Origin of the sequence: Corynebacterium sp. Z-1, assembly GCF_031844665.1 — a bacterium.
Lineage (GTDB): Bacteria > Actinomycetota > Actinomycetes > Mycobacteriales > Mycobacteriaceae > Corynebacterium > Corynebacterium sanguinis.
The window spans coordinates 1,003,496-1,021,273 of record NZ_CP134621.1; the positions used below are offsets into that span (position 1 = coordinate 1,003,496).

Below are 17,778 nucleotides of genomic sequence, written 5' to 3' on the forward strand. Positions count from 1 at the left end.
CCTTATCGGCTCTAGAGGGGGATGTTGCCGTGCTTGCGCGCCGGGCGCGCCACAGTTTTTCCGCGCAGAAGGCGCAGGTTGGCGGCGATGGTCGTGCGGGTTTCCGAAGGCAGGATGACGGCGTCGATAAGCCCGCGCTCGGCGGCGTTGTAGGGGTTGAGGATGGTGTCTTCGTACTCGCGCTCGAATGAGGCGACGAGGTCGGCCAGCTCGGCTTCGCCCATCCCGGAGTCGCGCGCGGCCTTGATCTCCTTGCGGTTGATGAACCCGACGGCGCCGGCGGCACCCATCACCGCGATCTGGGCGGTCGGCCACGCCAGGTTCACGTCTGCGCCGAGGCCCTTCGACCCCATCACGCAGTACGCCCCGCCGTAGGCCTTGCGCATGGTGACGGTGATTTTCGGCACCGTCGCCTCGCCGTAGGCGTAGAGAAGCTTCGCGCCGTGGCGCAGGATGCCGTCGTGCTCTTGGGCGGCGCCGGGCAGGAACCCGGGGACGTCGACAAGCAGCACGAGCGGGATGTTGAAGGCGTCGCAGGTGCGCACGAAGCGGGCGGCCTTGGCGGAGGAGTCGATGTCGAGGCAGCCGGCGAGGACGCTGGGCTGGTTGGCGACGAAGCCGACGACCTCGCCGTCGATGCGGCCGAACGCGACGACGACGTTTTCGGCGCGCTGCTCCATGATCTCCATGAACTCGCCGTCGTCGGCGATTCGGGTGATCACCTCGCGCACGTCGTAGGGTTGCGAGACGTTGTCGGGAATAATGTAGTCCAGCTCGCGGTCGAGGTCGCTGATCTCGGTGTCGGGCTCGGCGTACTCCGCCGGCGCGTTCAGTCGGCTGTTGCTGGGAAGGTAGCCGACGAGGTCGCCGACCCAGTCGAGGGCGTCGGCGTCGCTGGCGGCGACGTAGTGGCAGTTGCCGGCGCTGCCCATGTGGGTCCAAGCGCCGCCGAGCTCCTCTTGCGTGATGTTCTCGCCGGTGACCGTTTTGATCACGTCGGGGCCTGTGACGAACATCTTCGATGTCTTGTCCACCATGACCACGAAGTCGGTCAGGGCGGGGGAGTAGGCGTTGCCGCCGGCGCAGGCGCCCATGATCACCGAGATCTGCGGGACGACGCCCGAGGCCTTGACGTTGAGGCGGAACGTGGCGGCGATCCAGTCCAGGGACACGGCACCGTCTTGGATGCGGGCCCCAGCGCCCTCGTAGAGGCCAATCAGCGGTCGGCCTGTGGTCACGGCGAGCTCCTGGAGCGCGACCATTTTCTCGCCGTAGACCTCGCCCAACGCGCCGCCGAAGACGGTGCCGTCCTGGGAGAAGATGCAGACCTCGCGGCCGTCGATGGTGCCGAAGCCGGTGATGATGCCGTCGGTGACGGGACGCTTGGAGAACATGCCGAAATCGTGGGTGCGGTGGCGCGCGAGCTGGCCGGTTTCGACGAAGGAGTCTTCATCGAGGAGGTAATCCAGCCGCTCGCGCGCGGTCATCCTCCCGGCGGCCCGGACCTTCTCGTGGGCTGCGCTGCCCAGCGGCGCCTGCGATTCCTCGCGGCGGGCGAGCAGATCGGCGATCTTGTCTGCCGTCGTGCGGGGCGCCGTGGCGAGCCGCTCGACCGGTTTGTACGGCGAAATCGTCATACGGCGCACAATAATGCGGGGTGGTAGTCATCCTCCGGTGCACTTACCGGAACGTAGCTTACTGTCGGGTAAGTTAAGCGTTTATACTGGGTGTTCGCGTAGATGTGATTTACAACACGTTTTTTGGATAGGCAAGGAGAGTGGGCCCAATGCATGTCGGCACCGATATCGTCCAGATTTCGGCGTTTGCGTCGCAGCTGGACGTCTCTGGCTCGACGTTTACGCGCGTGTTTACGGAGAGGGAGCGGCGCGAGTGTGCGGCCAAGCCCTCGCCCGTCGCGTCGCTAGCCGCGCGGTGGGCGGCGAAGGAGGCCTACATCAAGGCGTGGGCGCAGTCGCGCTACGGGTCGCCGCCCGCGCACTCCGACGTCGATTTCAGCGACATCGAGGTGGTCGCGGACGCGTTTGGCCGCGTTACGATTGCGCTGCGCGGCTCGCTTGTCGACGCGGCGCCGGCGGCAACATCGCTGTCCCTATCCCACGACGGCGACTACGCCATCGCGGTGTGCGTCGTGGGGTGAGGGGGTTCGTTTATAACGGGCATTTGTCTTTCGTCTTACGCGGCCGGTGTCGCGTGCAGCTCCTAGTCGTCGTTGCTGGGGTGCAGCGATTGCGCATTGTGCACTGCGCAATTTAGCCAGGGGGCGCCTTCGCGAGCTGGGACTTTGCTGTTCGGAATCGCAACATTGCGCAGTACAAACTGCGCAGTCGCGAGGATCCGGTGGCAGGCCTTTGCTCCCGTGTACAACCCGAACCGCGGTGCGGCGACTGCGCATTGTGCACTGCGCAATTTACGCAAACGTCACTGTCGCGAACAGGGACTTTGCCATCCCGAATCGCCACATTGCGCGGTACAAACTGCGCAGCCGCCAAAACCCTGGAGCAGGCCCCCGCACCCGTCGTAAAGCCCGAGCCGCGACAAAACACCACCGAGCCAACAGAACGAGCGCCTGGCACGAAACTACCGCCCGACAGCGCCCACCCCGACCCGCAGCTGAGCCAGAAACGCGCTCGCCGCGCACGTGCGGAACCGCCACAGCAAAACAAGCCCGACGACGGTCTGAGACAACATGCACAGCGGCATCGCCCAGGTCAGATACGACGCGTCGTCCGAGGGCACCGACACCAGTGCGTCCCAGATCCAGTGGAAGGCAATGACCGCTACCAGGCTTTTCGTGCTCAGGAACAGGCAGGCGAAGACGATCCCGGCGAGGAAGATGATCAGCATCTGGCTCGCCACCTGCGTCGCGGTGCGCCCGCCGAGAACGCTGACGGCGTGGAGCGCAGAAAACGCGAGCGCCGAGCCGACAACCGCGCCGATCACACCCCCGCCAGCCGCGGCGCTGCGTTTGAGCAGAGCGCCGAAGAAGACCTGCCGAAACGCCACCTCCTCGCCAATGGCAACCAACGCAAACCCGATCAACGCGACGCCCGGGGGTACCGTCACCAACGCGACGGCGAGCAAAACAACCAAAGGCACCATCACAATCGCGTACGCGCCCCAGCGACGCGCACGCTCCCACGGGATCGCCGCCTCCTCACGAAACACCAGGCAGTAGGCCACGGTCGCCGAGGCCAAAACGACGAGCACCCAGAAGAAGGTTTGGATAAACGCGGGGTCGGCGTACTCCACGCCACGGAAATTCCTGACGTAGTACAGCCCCGCGGCCATCCCGGCCGTGTATAGGGCGATAACTGCGATCGCTTTTCCGATGGTCTTATCTTAAACATCACTGCAGGGGGCGCTGAGGCGTCGATAAGCAATATGCTTGAGGCCATGACAGTCAAGGACATCCAACGCATCGCCACCGAGGTCGCCGACTCCTGGGCGGACGTGAACTGGGTCGCGTCGACCGACTCCACCAACACGCAGCTGCTGGCGAGCGGCACGCCGGGAAGTGTGCTCATCGCCGACGAGCAGACAGCGGGCAAAGGCCGGATGGGCCGCGAGTGGGTCTCGCCGGCCGGCTCGATCCTCGCGCTGAGCGTGCTTGTCGACGCCCCCACCGCCGACAACCTGGGCCTCGCCTCTCTCGCCGCCGGCCTCGCTGTCACGGACGTCGTGCCCGAGGCCGAGTTGAAGTGGCCCAACGACGCCCTGCTCAGTGGAAAGAAGTTCGCGGGCATCCTCTCCGAGGCCGACATCGCCGGCGACACCCGCCGCGTTGTGGTGGGCATCGGCATCAATGTTTACTGGCGCGCCGAGGACCTGCCGGTGGCGGGCGCGACCTCGCTCAACCTCGAGGGCATCCAGATCAACTTCGACGAGTTCACCATCGACCTGCTGCGCGCCCTGGCCACGCGCCTGGAGCAGTGGCAGACCGGCGACGAAAAGCTGCTGGAGGACTACCGCGCGGTGTGCTCCACCATCGGCAAAACGGTGCGCCTTGAGCGCCACGGCGACGACGTCGAGGGAACGGTCGACGACGTCACCGCCGCCGGCGAAATCCTCATCGACGGCACCGCGTACAGCGCCGGAGATGTGACCCACCTGCGCCCGGCGAACTAACATCGTCAGCCGTGGTAGACAATCGGGGCCTGCGACTGGCCAGGGGTGAAGTTGTTCTCGCGGACACGACGAGCCCGTTGACGACCCTGATTTTCCCCCTGCTCGAACTCGTCGTCATCACCGCCGTGTGCTGGATGGCGATTGGGTGGATGGACGCGAACGGCATCTCGTCGGGCCTGCGCAACCTGATTGTGCTCATCTGGGCCATCGTGGGTGTGGTGCGGTTTTGCTGGCCGCTGGCGACATCTAGGCGGCGCCGCTTCGTGGTCACCAACCACCGCGTGCTCGCCCGCAGTCGCCGCGGCGCGATCGACTCCATTCCGTTCGGCCAGATTCACTCGGCGCACCGCGACCGGGGCGGGATCTCGCTGGCGGTGTACGGCTTCGAGCGCCCGCTGTACTTCCCGGAGGTCGGCCGCAGCCGCAAGGTGGAGCGGATCCTCCATGGCCAGATCGCTCAGGCGCGTCGCTACTGACCGCACCGCGGGCGCTAGAGTGGGTGGGCGTGAATGATGCTTACGGAACGCCCATCGTCGCCGTCATCGGCGACGGCCAACTCGCCCGCATGATGCACACCGAGGCCATTGAGCTGGGGCTCGCCCCGCGCGTGCTTGCGGGCAGCCGCGAGGCCTCGGCGGCGCAGGTATTCGGCGACGTTCGCCTCGGTGACTACCACAACCTCGCGGACCTTGAGGCCACCGCGGCCGACGCCACCGCGGTCACCTTCGACCACGAGCATGTCCCCAACGAGCACCTGCATTCGCTTATCGACGCCGGCGTGGCCGTCGAGCCCCGCCCCGAGGCGCTGATTTACGCCCAGGACAAACTCGAGCAGCGCACTCGCCTACGCGAGCTCGGGCTGCCGGTGCCCCCGTTCGCGGCGATCACCTCGGTCGACGACGCCTCCCGTTTCTTCGACGAGGTCGACGGTCAAGTGTGCTTGAAGGCCACCCGCGGCGGCTACGACGGGCACGGGGTGTGGTTCCCCGAGACGCGCGAGGAGCTCGCCGAGCAGGTGGCAACAATTTTGGCGCAGGACGTGGGGCTTTACGCCGAGTCTAAGGTCGCGTTCGTGCGCGAGCTCTCGGCCATGGTGGCGCGCAACCGCTCGGGCCAGGTCGAGGCGTGGCCGGTGGTGGAGTCGCGCCAGGACGGCGGGATCTGCCGGGTGGCCATTTCGCCGGCGCCGGAGCTTTCCGACGAGCGCGCCCGCTACTGCCGCGACCTAGCGATCCGCATCGCCGAGGAGCTCGACGTCACCGGCGTGCTCGCCGTCGAGCTGTTCGAAACCGCCGACGGAGTCCTGGTCAACGAGCTGGCGATGCGCCCGCACAACACCGGCCACTGGACCCAGGACGGCTGCGTCACCTCGCAGTTCGAGCAGCACCTGCGCGCAGTGCTGGACTGGCCGCTGGGATCCACCGCACCGACTGCCCCGGTGACCGTGATGGTCAACACCCTGGGCGGCGACGCGGACCCAGAAACGCCGATGGCCGAGCGCGTGGCGGACGTCATGCGCAAATACCCGGAGGCGAAGATCCACCTTTACGGCAAGAGCTACCGCCCGGGGCGCAAGATGGGCCATGTTAACGTGGCCGCCGACTCGTTCGAGCGCGCCTTAGAGGTGGCCGAGGACGCCGCCCACTACATCATCAACGCGGAATGGAAGTAGAGATGCAGCCTTTAGTTGGCCTGATCATGGGCTCCGATTCTGACTGGGACACCGTCGCCCCGGCCGCCGAGGTCCTCGCCGAGTTCGGCATCCCCTTCGAGGTTGGTGTGGTTTCCGCGCACCGCACCCCGGACAAGATGCTGGCCTACGCCAAGGGTGCGCACAGCCGTGGGCTGCGCGCGATCATCGCCTGCGCGGGCGGCGCGGCCCATCTGCCCGGGATGGTCGCCGCGGCGACCCCGCTGCCGGTGATCGGCGTGCCGCGCGCGCTCAAGGACCTCGACGGTCTCGATTCGCTGCTGTCCATCGTGCAGATGCCGGCCGGCGTGCCCGTCGCCACGGTCTCTATCGGCGGGGCGAAGAACGCGGGCCTGCTTGCCGCGCGCATCATCGGGACTTCCAACGGGGCCGTGCTGGACAAAATGGTGGACTACCAGCGCACGATGGCCGCCGAGGTGGAGCGCAAGGACGAGGCCCTGCGCGCGCGGTTGATGGGTGAGTAAGGACCCAATCGTCGTGCTCGGCGCCCGCGTCATCGACGGGCGCCCCTCGCGGATGCTTGCTGCCCGCTTGTCGACGGCCCTGTCCCTGTGGCGCTCCGAGCCTGAGAGGGAGATGATCGTCAGCGGTTTCGAGGAGGCCGGGGCGATGGCCGCGTGGCTCGTCGCCCGCGGGGTGCCGCAGTGGGCCATCACGCTTGAGACGGCGGCCCGCTCGACGAACGAGAACCTGGAGAACTCCCGCACGCTGTGCCCCGAGGCCGCCCGCCTGACCGTGGTCACCAACAGCTTCCACGTCCTGCGCACCCGAGTGTGGGCCTGGCACCTGGGCATCCCCGTCGAGGTGATCGCGGCGCCCACGCCGGCGCGCTCCCGGCTGAAGAACTACGCGCGGGAAGTGGTTGCCTTGCCGCACTCGGTGGCGCGGGTGATCTGGCGGCGGGTGCGCACCCCTTCGGGGTAAACCCGGACGCCTAGGAATGCGCCGGGTTTAGGCGTAAGGGGAGCATTCTGGGGCGTCCGGGTTTACGGGGAAGCGTGCGACCGCCGCCAGCGCAGCCACCGGCGCACGAGGAGGAACGTCGCTAAGCACAAGGCCCCCGCGAGCAGCCCCGGCCAGACGGCGGGGGAGGGGCGAAACAGGTTGAGCACCGCCTGGACCAGCGCCAACAACGCGAAGAACCCGACAAACCCGATGCAGGTCTGGAAGATCAGGTCGCGGCGCACTAACCCTTCACCCCGCCGGCGGTCAGGCCGGAGACGATGCGGCGCTGGAAGATCAGCACCATGATGATCAGCGGCACGGTGACGAGCGAGCCAGCCGCCATGATCGACGCGTACGGGTACTCGAACGCGCTCGGCCCGGAGAAGCGCGCGATGGCCACCGTCACCGGCTCCGTCGCCGTGGTGGAGAGCTGGCGGGCCAGCATGAACTCGTTCCAGGTCGTGATGAACGCCAGGATCGCGGTGGTGAAAATCGCCGGCGCCGCCAGCGGCAAAAGCACCAGCCGGAACGCCTGGCCGCGAGTGGCGCCGTCGACACGCGCTGCCTGCTCGAGCTCCCACGGAAGCTGCTGGAAAAACGAGATCAGCGTGTAAATCGTCAACGGCAGCGCGAACGAGATGTTCGGGATGATCATCGCGCGGTACGTGCCAATCCAGCCGAGGTCGCCGAAGAGCTGGAACAGCGGGGTGACCAGCGCGATGCCCGGGAACATCGAGGCCGCGAGGATGACACCGGTGACGATGCCCTTGCCCGGGAAGTCGAGTCGCGCAATCGCATAGGCCGTGAACACGCCGACAGCCACGGCGATCGCGGTGGTCGACAGCGAGATGACCAGCGAGTTGCCGATCGCGCCGAGGAAGTCGTTGCCCTTGTCGGTGGCCAGCGCGTCGTAGAAGTTCTGCAGGGTGACGTGCGTGGGCCACGGGGTGGTGTCGAAGGTGTGCGCGCTGTCGCGCAGCGCGGTGATGAGCATCCAGTAGAACGGGGCCAGGCCCCAGAACATGATGAAGATGACGCCTACGTAGTGCCAAATCTTTTTCATCGCTTAGACCTCCTGAGCTTTCGTGCCGCGCGCTTGTCGACGCCCAACCCAACGCCGCCTCTTCCTTTTGGTGCGCTCCACGCGCCCGACGTCGGCGCCGAGGAAGCGGATCATGACAAACGCCACGGCGAAGATGAGCAGGAAGATCAGCGTGGACAGGGCGGAGGCGGAGTTGAAGTTGCCCTGGCGCATGTCCTCGACGACGAGCTGGGAAATCGTTGCCGTGGGGGAGTTCGACGAGCCGGAGATCATGATCACCGGCAGGTCGTACATGCGCAGCGCGTCGAGGGTGCGAAATAGCACGGCCACCATCAGCGCCGGGCGCACCAGCGGCAGGGTAATGCGGGTGAACTGCTGCCACTTCGTGGCGCCGTCGACACGCGCGGCCTCGTAGACCTCGCGCGGGATCATCTGCAGGCCGGCGAGGATGAGCAGGGCCATAAACGGCGCGGTTTTCCACACGTCGGCGATGATCACGGCCGTGCGTGCAGCCCAGGGGTCCGTCGTCCAGGCGATCGACGTGCCAAGCAGCGAGTTCACAATGCCGGAGGGGGCGAACATGAACTGCCACAGCTTCGCCGTCACCGCCGTAGGGATCGCCCAGGGGATCAGCACCGCGGCGCGGATCAGCGCACGCCCGCGCGACGGGGTGTTCATGATCAGCGCCATGATCATGCCCAGAATCGTCTCAAGAAGCACGGTGACCACCGTGAAGAACAAGGTGATGCGCACCGCCGGCCAGAAGTCGGTGGCGAGCACGCCCGGCGGGCACACGCCGACGACGCCGGAGGGCGACATGCAGCGGTTGGTAATCCAGTACAGGTAGTTCTCCAGGCCCGCGAAGCCGCCCTCGGTGAACACGCCGGTGGCGGGGTCGAGGCGGCGGTTTCCCTGGAAGGACAGGAAAATCGCGCGGATGATCGGGTAGCCGATCACAACGGCCAAAACCGCTAGCGCTGGGGCGACGAGCAAGGCCGCCTTACCCGTATCGCGCCGCGGGCGAGACCTCGTTGTTGCTTTCACAGCTGTGGTCATGTGCACCTTCTTGCGAATCAATCACGGACGAAACGCCCGCATCTGTGGAACTAGAGTCTCACAGGTGCGGGCGTCGTGCGCTTATATGGCAGCCCCGAAATGGTGGGTCTGACTGTTAGGAGGCCTGGCGGATCGCGGCGGCCATGTCGCGGGTCGCGTCGTCGACGCTCTTACCAGCGGTCAGCGCAGCGTAGGCGTTGTCCTGGATCGCCTTGGAGATGGCCGGGTAGAACGGGGAAACCGGGCGCGGCTTCGCGTTCTCCAGCGACTCCTTTAGAGCCGGCAGGTACGGGTGCTCCTCGATGAGCGCCTGGTCGTCGTAGATCGACGCGAGAACCGGCGGGAAGGACGCCTCAGCAAAGGAGAGCTGGTTCTCCTCGTTGATGATGAACTCGATGAAGTCCTTCGCGGTGGCCTTGTTCTCGGAGTTGACGTTGATGCCGTTGTTGTAGCCACCGAGGGTGGACACGCCCACGCCGTCCTTGCCGACGAGCGGCTGGACCTCGAATTGCAGGCCCTTCTCCTCGGCGTTGGAGTACATGTACGGCCAGTTGATGGCGAACGCGGTCTCACCCTCGGTGAACGCCAGGTTGGTCTCCTCCTCGGTTGCCGCGGTCGACGCGGAGGAGATGGTGCCGTCGGCGTAAGCGTCGACAAGCGCCTGCAGGCCTTCCTTCGCCTCGGCGGACTCAACGGTGGGCTGGCCCTGGTCGTCGAGAACCTCGCCGCCCCAGCCGTTGATGAAGCCCAGGGTGTTCACGGTCAGGCCCTCGTACTGCTTGAGCTGCGTGGTCAGGCAGTCAGCGCCTTCAACGGCCTCGCAGGCGGAGCGGATGTCGTCGAAGGTGTCAGGAGCGTCGGCGACGAGCTCGGTGTTGCGGAACAGAAGCTGGCCGTTGGTGTTCTGCGGCAGGGCGTAGAGCTTGCCGTTGTACGTGGCGGACTCGACGGTAGCGTCGAGCAGCCCGGAGGTGTCCACCTCGTAGTCGCCCTCGAGCGGCTCGAGCCACTGGTTGGCGGCGAAGTCCGCGGTCCACACGACGTCGAGCGCCATGACGTCGTAGTCGGAGTTGCCAGCCTGAAGGGACTGCACCAGGGTGTCGCGCTGGTCGTCGGCCTCGCCGGCGAGCTCGTTAAGCGTGACCTGCTCGTCGGGGTGCTCAGCGTTCCACTTCTCGATGATCGGGACGATCTTGTCGGTGTCGTTGCGGCCCATGGCAAAGGTGATCGGGCCGCGGCCTTCACCCTCCGCGCCCGCCGTGGCGGTAGCGGCGTTGGTGGCCGAGTTGGTGGCGGGTTCGGAGGCGGAGTCGGAGCTCTCGGAGGAGCAAGCGACGAGTGTTGCGGAACCGAGGGCGGCAGCGCACAGCAGCGCGCCAGACTTACGTAGCGACATCTTCATCTGGTGAACCTTTCTGATTAAGGGGTGCTCTTACCGTAGTTAGTTGATGTGTACGAACTGGTTAGAATCTTCAACTAACCCTAATATGGGGGTAAAAGAACCTGAAAACGGACGGTTACGCAGCAATCTTAACCTGCTGTTAAGAATTGGGTCACGTTTTCCGTTTCCGCGATCTCACGCAGCCGCTCTGCCGAGGCCAACCCCGCCGCCACCACGACGGACCCGTCGGCGGCCAGCGGCGCAAGCACCAACTTTTCAAAGTCAGCGGTCGTGCGCCACGGATCCACCATGTAGCGCTCCGGCACGTAGCCCGCCTCGGCCCAGCGCTGCAGCTGCGGCGAGTCGCCGTAGTACACGTCGCCGTAGAAGCGCACGGTGGGGCCGAAATCCACCGTTGCCGGGGGCAGCTGCCCGCCCGATTCCACCACCCCGCGGCCGAACGGGTCGGTGGAGACGACGACTACTTCCGGCACCTGGGCCCACTCACCTGCGCGCTCCGCGTGGGTGAACACCACGTCGGGGGCTGCGTTTAGGGCGTTTAAGGGGGCGTTGAAAAGCGGAGTGCGCGAGGAATTGAAGGTGCCCAGCGCGATGACCGCCGCCTGCCATGAGACGGGCAGGTCGATGACCACGGCCGCGTCGGGGGCCAGCTCGAACTCCTCGTCGAGCATGTTCGCGATCTTGGCGGCCCAGTTATCCAAGGTCAGCGCGGAGAAATCCATGCGTGTGCCCGCGGTCTCGTCGTAGACGGTCAGACGCGGGCTCGAGGGCTGGGAGGCGACAAGCGGTGCCATAATGCTCATGGCCGCCCATCATAGGTTTAGTTCACGCAGCGCGGACCGTCGCCGCCGGCGTCGATCTGCGGGGCGACCTCTGCGGCGCCGAAGTCCTCGCCCGGTGTTCCCACCGACTCGGTCGGGTCGGCAGCGCCCGAGGAATCGGTCTCCGAGGTGCCAATCGAGGTGCTGCTTGACGACGGCCCCGCGTAGTCGTCCGCCACCACGACGATGAGGCTGGAAGGCTCCAGCCCCTCGTTCGAGGTCACCGGAAGCCCGCCCAGCATCTCCGCGAGCGCCAGCGCGGCCGGGTCCTGCGGGTCGAGCGCCACGATCTGGGAGCTCGAGTACACCCCCGGCATCGCGTTGGAAACATCCGCGATGGTCACGCCCTGCTCCTTGAGCCAGCCCGCCACGCCGCCGGCCTGTCCCTCGATCTGCCCGGCGTTCAGGGCGAAGACGTTGTACCCAGACAAAGGCGACGTCGGCGAGTCCGGAGCGGGCGCCTCGGGCGAGGCGGGGGGAGCGACGACCTCGTCCATGAAGCGCTGCACCTGCGGGACGTCGACGGTGACGATCGATTCGCCGTAATCGCCGACACCGTCGACGGAGGTCACGGGGATGGTCGCAAAGGTGATGTCGCCGGCGGTCAGGCCCGACATCTGCTGGGCGAAGCGCACCACGTCCCACCCCTCGTCGAGGGTGACGGAGCGCTCGGCCGCGGTGGCGAGCTCGCGCAGCTTGGCCGGGTTTGTCAGGGTGCCTGCGGAGAGCATCTTCTGCGCCAGCGAGGCCATGTACACCTGCTGGCGCACGATCCGGTCGAGGTCGCCGCGCGGCAGGTCGTGGCGCTGGCGCACGAACGACAGTGCCTGGGCGCCGTCGAGGGTTTGCTCACCGGCGGGGAAGTTCGCTCCGGACAAAGGCTCGTCGACGGGTGCGTTGAGGCAGACGTCCACGCCGCCGACGGCGTCGGTAAGCAGTGCGAAGCCTAAAAGCCCGACCTGGGCGAAGTGGTCGACCTCGACGCCGGTGAGGTCCGCGACAGCCTCGATCAGGCCCTCCTGGCCGGCACGCGCAACCTGCTGCTCCAGCGAGGCGCCCTCGCTTACGCCCGCGTTCAGCAGCTCCTCGCGCTTGCGGCCCGCGTGCGCCGCGTAGACGCCGTTGATCTTCATGTTCCCGAACTCATCGTTGTGGATGTAGGTATCGCGGGGAATCGACACGGCCGTGGCGCTGGAACCGTCCTCGGGAATGCGGATCACCATGATCGTGTCTGTATTAATCTCTCCCTCCGCGACACCGGCGTTTAGGCGCGCGAGCTCCTCCTCGCTCAGCGGGTTGCCCTGGGCATCCGTGCGGGAGTCGGAGCCGACCAGGAGGATATCCACGGCGCCATCGAGCACGTCGACGTTTCTACCGCGGTCGAGCTGCAGCTCGGAGGCGCTGAGCGACCCGCCGAGGCGGCCCACGGAAAAGTAACCGGCGCCAGAGATGACCAGGATGAGCGCCGAGAGGAAAGCGAGAACACCCTTGATCGCGGGGTGGCCGGACTGGCTTAAGTCCCTCATCCGCGAGGGGGCCGCCTGGATGTCGCGGACACGCCGTGAGTTGCGTTGGGGATTCTCGGTCACGAACGGAAGTATACGACATGCACCCGACAACCCCGTGTGCCGCAACCTGCCTTGAGGCGCGCTTCTGACTACGCTGTGGGGCATTGTGAACACACCTGCTAAGCCGCTAGCCGTTATTACGGTGACCTACTCGCCCGGGCGCCACCTGCGTAGCCTCGACGACACGTTGCGCAGCGCTACTGCGCGCCCGACGCTTCTGGTCTGCGCCGACAACGGCTCGACGGATGGCTCGCCAGAGGAGCTCGCGGCCGGCCGCAACGACGTTGACGTGTTCTTCACCGGGGGCAACATCGGTTACGGCGCGGCGATCAATGCTGCGGTGAGGCGTTTGGGTGGGCGTCGACAAGCGGGCGAGATTGACCCCGACTACCTGCTGATCACCAACCCCGACGTGCGCTTTAAACCCGGCTCGGTCGACGAGCTGCTCGCCCGGCTGGCGGCGAGGCCGCGCGCGGGAGCCGCTGGGCCGCGCATCGAGGAGGCAGACGGGTCCGTCTACCCCAGTGCGCGCGAGGTCCCCGGCCTTCTCACCGGCATTGGGCACGCGTTGCTTGTCGACGCCTGGCCCAACAACCCGTTCACCCGCGCCTACAGGGCGAACAACGACATGGACACCGAGCGCACCGCCGGGTGGCTTTCCGGCTCCTGCCTGCTCGTGCGTTGGGAGGCCTTCGCCGACATCGGGGGGTTCGACGAGCGCTACTTCATGTACCTCGAAGACGTCGACTTCGGCGACCGCCTTAGCCGCGTTGGCTGGGAGAATCTGTACTGCCCATCGTCGGTGATCATGCATGATCAGGGGCACGTGGCGGGCAAGCATACACGAGTTACCGTGCCAGCACACCACAAATCCGCGTACCGTTTCCAAGCGGACAGGCACCCCGCCTGGTGGCAGGGACCCATTCGCTGGGCGCTCTGGCTCGGCCTGCGGACCCGCGGCATCCTTCAGCAGACGAAAGGCTCCTAGAAAGATCATGACAGATCCAGCGCGCACCGACGCGGTCATCCTCGTTGGGGGGCGCGGCACCAGGCTTCGCCCGCTGACGGTGTCGACTCCCAAACCCATGCTCCCCACCGCCGGCTTCCCTTTCCTCAGCCACCTGCTCGCCCGGATCCGCGTCGCGGGGATGAACCACGTCGTGCTCGGCACTTCGTTTAAGGCCGAGGTGTTCGAGGCGTACTTCGGCGACGGCTCCGACTGGGGCCTCGAGATCGAGTACGTCGTCGAGGAGGAGGCGCTGGGCACCGGCGGAGCGATCCGCAACGTGGCCGACAAGCTGCGCTACGACAACGCAATGGTGTTCAACGGCGACGTCCTTTCCGGCGCCGACCTGAGCGAGATCCTGGCCACGCACACCGACAAGGACGCGGACGTGACCCTGCATCTCGTCCGCGTGCCCGACCCGCGCGCCTTTGGCTGCGTGCCGACGGACGACGATGGCAACGTCCTCGAGTTCCTGGAGAAAACCCCCGACCCGCCAACCGATCAGATCAACGCGGGCTGCTACGTGTTCAAGCGCTCCGTGATCAACGAGATCCCGGCGGGGCGCGTCGTGTCCGTGGAGCGCGAGACGTTCCCGGGCCTGCTGTCGGACGGGGCGAAGATCGTCGGCTACGTCGACACCTCGTACTGGCGCGACATGGGTCGCCCCGACGACTTTGTGCAGGGCTCCTCTGACGTGGTGCGCGGGATCGCCTACTCGCCGCTGCTTGAAGGGCGCACGGGTGAGGCGTTTGTGGACGAGAGCGCCGGTATCGCCGGCGGGGTGATCCTCATGGGCGGTACGGCCGTGGGGCGCGGCTGCGACATCGGCGCGGGCTGCCGTGTCGACGACAGCGTGATTTTCGATGGCGTGACCATCGAGCCTGGCGCCATGGTGCGCGGGTCCATCATCGCGGCCGGGGCGCGCATTGGCGCCAACGCGAGGATCATCGACTGCGTCGTGGGCGAGGGCGCCCAGATCGGGGCCCGCTGCGAGCTCCAGGCTGGGATGCGCGTGTGGCCCGGCGTGGTTATTCCCGACTCGGGGATCCGATTTTCGCCCGACGCGTAGCGACACGCCGATACAGGGGCAATTAGGTGCCCTAGGCCACAACCGCCACAACATGTAGCACCCCCGCAATTTACCCCCAGGCTCGGTCCAGTGTTACTGATGTGACGAATGTGATTATTGGCGCGGTTTTTACCGTGTTCGACCCCGTTTGCATACAAAACGTGTTGCGGGGCTTTGCCTAATCGGTGTGTAATCGCTGTAGTAATCACAGGCATGTAAGCAACCCACAACGGAGGAAGGGGACGGCGTGGACAATATGGCTGACAACGCCATTCTCCGTGGCGCAGCTGCGGGCGGGATGACCCTCGATGAGCTCTTCGGCACCGTCGAACAGGAGTGGCAGGATCAGGCCCTCTGCGCCCAAACCGACCCCGAGGCATTCTTCCCGGAAAAGGGCGGCTCGACCCGCGAAGCCAAGCGCATCTGCCAGGCCTGCGCCGTCCGCGACGAGTGCCTCGAGTACGCGCTCGAGCACGATGAGCGCTTCGGAATCTGGGGCGGCCTGTCCGACCGCGAGCGCCGCCGCCTGAAGAAACAGATCGGCTAACTACCAGCCAAATTCGGGGTCAAGATCCCGCGGGTCCATATTGAGGTGGTTCGCCACCAGCGCCGTGAGAATCCACGTCAGCATCTCCGAGCGCTCAACCACCGTTTTCGCTCGGCGCTCCACCGGCATCCGGAAAACGATGATCCGCGCCCGAGTCGGGTTGCCGTTTCTGTCCACGCCCGCGCCCAGGATGCGTCCCAACGGCACCGGCCCGTCTGCGACGATGTCGTCGGGCATTACCGAGTCCGGCCGCAGGCGCATCCGTGGGATGGTGTCCACCGCGAGATCAACCCCTGCGAGCTGATCGAGGTAAGCGTTGTGCAGCGGGGCGTACGCCTCTAACACCAGCTGGTCGAAGGCCATCGAGCGAGTCCTGTACCGCGGGACCGCGACGGGAAGGAGCGGCCCGCGCGGCCCGCGCCCCCTGCGGTCGTGGGCGGGCCGCAGGTGCGCAAGCCGGGCGTGCCGGCGGTACTGCGGGGATTCGGCGGGGCTCATAGCGCCTTATGATAGGACTTCAGTAGGCGCCGTCGCGGCCTACCACGCCGCGTGTCACCCGCCAGATCTCAAGGAGAGGTTTAGACTTGGCCCACGTGAACACCTTCCGTCGTTGCTGCCGTCCCGGCTGCGGCAGGCCTGCCGTGGCCACGCTCATCTACGCGTACGCGGATTCCACCGCCGTCGTCGGCCCGCTCGCTCCCGTGGCCGAACCCCACTCCTGGGACCTGTGCGAACGCCACTCTTCCAACATCTCCGCGCCCGTCGGCTGGGACATGGTGCGAGTCGAGCACGTCGAGATCGACGACGACGAGCTCGAGAGCATGGAGGAAGCCGACCTCACCGCGCTGGCGGAGGCGGTGCGCGAAGCCGGGCGGGTGACCACCGGGCTCGTCGACACCAGCCAGGACCCGATCGAGTACGCGGCCAACCACGACTTCGGCGACCCCGGCACCTCGAACCACCCGGTGCACCGCACCAAGCGCGTCGAGGGGCAGCTCAACGCCGCCAAGGCCGCGCGACGCTCCCACCTCCGGGTCGTCCCAGACCCATCCCAGGAGAATGTCGAGCGCAACAACTAGGATTGCCGCCATGGCAATCACGCACACGCAAGAGTCGATCACGAAGGTCATCAAGGCGTACGACATCCGCGGTGTCGTCGGCGAAACAATCGACGAGCAGTTCGTCTCTGACGCGGGCGCGGCGTTCGCGCACATCCTGCGCGGCGAGGGGGAGACCCGCATCGCCGTGGGCTACGACATGCGCCCCTCCTCCCCGGCGCTGGCCGAAGTGTTTGCGCGTGGTGCGGCATCCCAGGGCCTCGACGTTGTCGAGCTCGGCCTGACCTCGACCGACGAGCTGTACTTCGCCTCGGGCAGCCTCGAGTGCGCCGGCGCCATGTTCACCGCCTCCCACAACCCGGCCCAGTACAACGGCGTCAAGCTGTGCCGCGCCGGGGCAAAACCCGTCAGCACCGACACCGGGCTTGCTGCGATCTCACAGCTCATCCTCGACGGCGTGCCGGCGTACGAGGGCGTTGCGGGGGGCGTCGAGAAGCGAGATGTGCTCAGCGACTACGCGGCCTTCCTGCGCGAGCTGGTGCCCGTGCCGTCGCGGCGCCCGCTCGTCGTCGCCGTCGACGCCGCGAACGGGATGGCCGGTCTGACCGTGCCCGCCGTTTTAGACGGGGTTGACGTGCGCCCGCTCTACTTTGAGCTCGACGGCACCTTCCCCAACCACGAGGCCAACCCGCTGGACGCGAAGAACCTCGAGGACCTACAGAAGCTCGTGGTGGAGCAGCGCGCCGACATCGGGCTCGCGTTTGACGGGGACGCGGACCGCTGCTTCGTCGTCGACGAGCGGGGTGAGCCCGTGTCGCCGTCCGCGATCACCGCACTGGTGGCGGCGCGCACGCTCGCCGAGCACCCGGGGGCGACGATCATCCACAACGCGATTACCTCGCGCGCGGTGCCAGAAATCGTCGCTGAACAGGGCGGAAGGGCCGTGCGCACGCGCGTGGGCCACTCCTACATCAAGGCGCACATGGCCGAAACGGGCGCACTGTTCGGCGGAGAGCACTCCGCCCACTACTACTTCGCCGAGTTCTTCAACGCCGACTCGGGCCTGCTCGCCGCCCTCCACGTGCTCGCCGCGCTCGCCGAGCAGGACCTGCCTCTGAGCGAGCTGATGGGCGAGTACGACCGCTACGCCGCCTCTGGCGAGATCAACTCCGAGGTCGACGACCAGGACGCTGCGACCGAGCGCGTTGTCGAGGCATTTGCGGAGCGTGCGGTGGGCGTCGACAAGCTCGATGGCGTCACCGTCGAGCTGAGCGAGACCCCGCCGGTGTGGTTCAACGTCCGCGCCTCCAACACCGAGCCGCTGCTGCGCCTCAACGCTGAGGCCCCGACGCGCGCTGAAGTGGACGCGATCGTCGAGGAAGTCCTCGGCATCATCCGGGCGTAGCC

At 66.6% G+C, this 17,778-nt stretch carries 20 protein-coding genes; 11 read left to right on the forward strand and 9 right to left on the reverse strand.

The window, feature by feature from the left end; genetic code table 11:
• Positions 1 to 11: 11 nt before the first annotated feature.
• Positions 12 to 1,637 carry an acyl-CoA carboxylase subunit beta gene (locus RIU96_RS04920; RefSeq protein WP_144822822.1) on the reverse strand — a complete coding sequence of 542 codons (1,626 nt, stop codon included), beginning with the start codon at positions 1,635 to 1,637 and terminating at the stop codon, positions 12 to 14.
• Positions 1,638 to 1,786: 149 nt separating this feature from the next.
• Here RIU96_RS04920 and RIU96_RS04925 point away from each other — a divergent pair, with 149 nt between their 5' ends.
• The gene (locus RIU96_RS04925) at positions 1,787 to 2,158 is read left to right on the forward strand and encodes a holo-ACP synthase AcpS (RefSeq protein ID WP_144690317.1); all 372 of its coding nucleotides are present in this window, start codon (positions 1,787 to 1,789) and stop codon (positions 2,156 to 2,158) included.
• A 440-nt stretch (positions 2,159 to 2,598) separates the two neighbouring features.
• Here RIU96_RS04925 and RIU96_RS04930 read toward each other — a convergent pair whose 3' ends face one another.
• The gene (locus RIU96_RS04930; protein ID WP_311205155.1) at positions 2,599 to 3,309 is read right to left on the reverse strand and encodes a CPBP family intramembrane glutamic endopeptidase; all 711 of its coding nucleotides are present in this window, start codon (positions 3,307 to 3,309) and stop codon (positions 2,599 to 2,601) included.
• Between the two features lie 105 nt (positions 3,310 to 3,414).
• Here RIU96_RS04930 and RIU96_RS04935 point away from each other — a divergent pair, with 105 nt between their 5' ends.
• Genes RIU96_RS04935 through RIU96_RS04955 form a run of 5 tightly spaced genes read left to right on the forward strand, consistent with a single transcriptional unit; the run spans position 3,415 to position 6,781 of the window.
• Positions 3,415 to 4,146, forward strand: coding sequence for a biotin--[acetyl-CoA-carboxylase] ligase (locus RIU96_RS04935; RefSeq protein ID WP_170228606.1), 732 nt, complete (start codon positions 3,415 to 3,417; stop codon positions 4,144 to 4,146).
• An 11-nt stretch (positions 4,147 to 4,157) separates the two neighbouring features.
• On the forward strand, positions 4,158 to 4,622 hold the full coding sequence (locus RIU96_RS04940) for a hypothetical protein (protein ID WP_136652976.1): 465 nt from the start codon (positions 4,158 to 4,160) through the stop codon (positions 4,620 to 4,622).
• Between the two features lie 29 nt (positions 4,623 to 4,651).
• Complete coding sequence (locus RIU96_RS04945; protein ID WP_311205156.1) at positions 4,652 to 5,818, forward strand: 5-(carboxyamino)imidazole ribonucleotide synthase; 1,167 nt, start codon at positions 4,652 to 4,654, stop codon at positions 5,816 to 5,818.
• A gap of 2 nt (positions 5,819 to 5,820) precedes the next feature.
• Positions 5,821 to 6,321 carry a 5-(carboxyamino)imidazole ribonucleotide mutase gene (purE, locus tag RIU96_RS04950; RefSeq protein ID WP_136652974.1) on the forward strand — a complete coding sequence of 167 codons (501 nt, stop codon included), beginning with the start codon at positions 5,821 to 5,823 and terminating at the stop codon, positions 6,319 to 6,321.
• On the forward strand, positions 6,314 to 6,781 hold the full coding sequence (locus RIU96_RS04955; protein ID WP_136652973.1) for a YdcF family protein: 468 nt from the start codon (positions 6,314 to 6,316) through the stop codon (positions 6,779 to 6,781). The genes purE and RIU96_RS04955 overlap by 8 nt, the downstream gene beginning before the upstream one ends.
• A 62-nt stretch (positions 6,782 to 6,843) precedes the next feature.
• On the opposite strand, the gene RIU96_RS04960 is transcribed toward RIU96_RS04955, so the two are convergent.
• From RIU96_RS04960 to RIU96_RS04985, 6 genes are all read right to left on the reverse strand, one after another.
• On the reverse strand, positions 6,844 to 7,044 hold the full coding sequence (locus tag RIU96_RS04960; protein WP_136652972.1) for a hypothetical protein: 201 nt from the start codon (positions 7,042 to 7,044) through the stop codon (positions 6,844 to 6,846).
• Complete coding sequence (locus RIU96_RS04965) at positions 7,044 to 7,865, reverse strand: carbohydrate ABC transporter permease (protein WP_136652971.1); 822 nt, start codon at positions 7,863 to 7,865, stop codon at positions 7,044 to 7,046. The genes RIU96_RS04960 and RIU96_RS04965 overlap by 1 nt, the downstream gene beginning before the upstream one ends.
• 3 nt (positions 7,866 to 7,868) lie before the next feature.
• On the reverse strand, positions 7,869 to 8,900 hold the full coding sequence (locus tag RIU96_RS04970; protein ID WP_144317333.1) for a carbohydrate ABC transporter permease: 1,032 nt from the start codon (positions 8,898 to 8,900) through the stop codon (positions 7,869 to 7,871).
• Positions 8,901 to 9,015: 115 nt separating this feature from the next.
• The gene (locus RIU96_RS04975) at positions 9,016 to 10,302 is read right to left on the reverse strand and encodes an ABC transporter substrate-binding protein (protein ID WP_136652969.1); all 1,287 of its coding nucleotides are present in this window, start codon (positions 10,300 to 10,302) and stop codon (positions 9,016 to 9,018) included.
• A gap of 128 nt (positions 10,303 to 10,430) precedes the next feature.
• Positions 10,431 to 11,105 (reverse strand): TIGR03089 family protein, encoded by a 675-nt coding sequence (locus tag RIU96_RS04980; protein WP_144822828.1) that lies wholly within the window; start codon positions 11,103 to 11,105, stop codon positions 10,431 to 10,433.
• Positions 11,106 to 11,122: 17 nt separating this feature from the next.
• The gene (locus RIU96_RS04985) at positions 11,123 to 12,649 is read right to left on the reverse strand and encodes an LCP family protein (protein ID WP_311205179.1); all 1,527 of its coding nucleotides are present in this window, start codon (positions 12,647 to 12,649) and stop codon (positions 11,123 to 11,125) included.
• Between the two features lie 148 nt (positions 12,650 to 12,797).
• On the opposite strand from RIU96_RS04985, the gene RIU96_RS04990 reads away from it, so the two are divergent.
• From RIU96_RS04990 to RIU96_RS05000, 3 genes are all read left to right on the forward strand, one after another.
• Positions 12,798 to 13,679, forward strand: a complete 882-nt coding sequence (locus RIU96_RS04990) for a glycosyltransferase family 2 protein (protein WP_259812897.1) — start codon at positions 12,798 to 12,800, stop codon at positions 13,677 to 13,679.
• 7 nt (positions 13,680 to 13,686) lie between these two features.
• Positions 13,687 to 14,766, forward strand: a complete 1,080-nt coding sequence (locus RIU96_RS04995) for a mannose-1-phosphate guanylyltransferase (RefSeq protein ID WP_144822832.1) — start codon at positions 13,687 to 13,689, stop codon at positions 14,764 to 14,766.
• 247 nt (positions 14,767 to 15,013) lie between these two features.
• Positions 15,014 to 15,313, forward strand: a complete 300-nt coding sequence (locus RIU96_RS05000; protein ID WP_040422218.1) for a WhiB family transcriptional regulator — start codon at positions 15,014 to 15,016, stop codon at positions 15,311 to 15,313.
• On the opposite strand, the gene RIU96_RS05005 is transcribed toward RIU96_RS05000, so the two are convergent.
• Positions 15,314 to 15,811: a metallopeptidase family protein gene (locus tag RIU96_RS05005; RefSeq protein ID WP_311205157.1), complete on the reverse strand. Its 498-nt coding sequence runs from the start codon at positions 15,809 to 15,811 to the stop codon at positions 15,314 to 15,316. It lies immediately after the preceding gene.
• Between the two features lie 95 nt (positions 15,812 to 15,906).
• On the opposite strand from RIU96_RS05005, the gene RIU96_RS05010 reads away from it, so the two are divergent.
• On the forward strand, positions 15,907 to 16,392 hold the full coding sequence (locus RIU96_RS05010) for a DUF3499 domain-containing protein (protein ID WP_136652989.1): 486 nt from the start codon (positions 15,907 to 15,909) through the stop codon (positions 16,390 to 16,392).
• A 10-nt stretch (positions 16,393 to 16,402) separates the two neighbouring features.
• On the forward strand, positions 16,403 to 17,776 hold the full coding sequence (locus tag RIU96_RS05015; RefSeq protein ID WP_144317329.1) for a phosphomannomutase/phosphoglucomutase: 1,374 nt from the start codon (positions 16,403 to 16,405) through the stop codon (positions 17,774 to 17,776).
• Positions 17,777 to 17,778 lie beyond the last annotated feature (2 nt).